The sequence below is a fragment of the Pseudoalteromonas sp. bablab_jr010 genome, from assembly GCF_016464105.1.
Taxonomy (GTDB): Bacteria; Pseudomonadota; Gammaproteobacteria; order Enterobacterales; family Alteromonadaceae; genus Pseudoalteromonas; species Pseudoalteromonas simplex.
Genome location: NZ_JACDWV010000005.1, coordinates 1 through 250, shown reverse-complemented (window position 1 = coordinate 250; position 250 = coordinate 1). Strand labels below are relative to the sequence as shown.

Sequence of the window (250 nt, the reverse complement as noted above, 5' to 3'; positions counted from 1 at the left end):
CAAAAAACTTTTAATTGAAGAGTTTGATCATGGCTCAGATTGAACGCTGGCGGCAGGCCTAACACATGCAAGTCGAGCGGTAACAGAGAGTAGCTTGCTACTCTGCTGACGAGCGGCGGACGGGTGAGTAATGCTTGGGAATATGCCTTATGGTGGGGGACAACAGTTGGAAACGACTGCTAATACCGCATGATGTCTACGGACCAAAGTGGGGGACCTTCGGGCCTCACGCCATAAGATTAGCCCAAGT

Annotated in this window: 1 rRNA gene; it reads left to right on the top strand. The window is 50.8% G+C overall.

The features are described 5' to 3' along the window. Window positions 1–11: 11 nt before the first annotated feature. Window positions 12–250 (top strand): 16S ribosomal RNA (locus JIG37_RS00020); the annotation flags it as partial.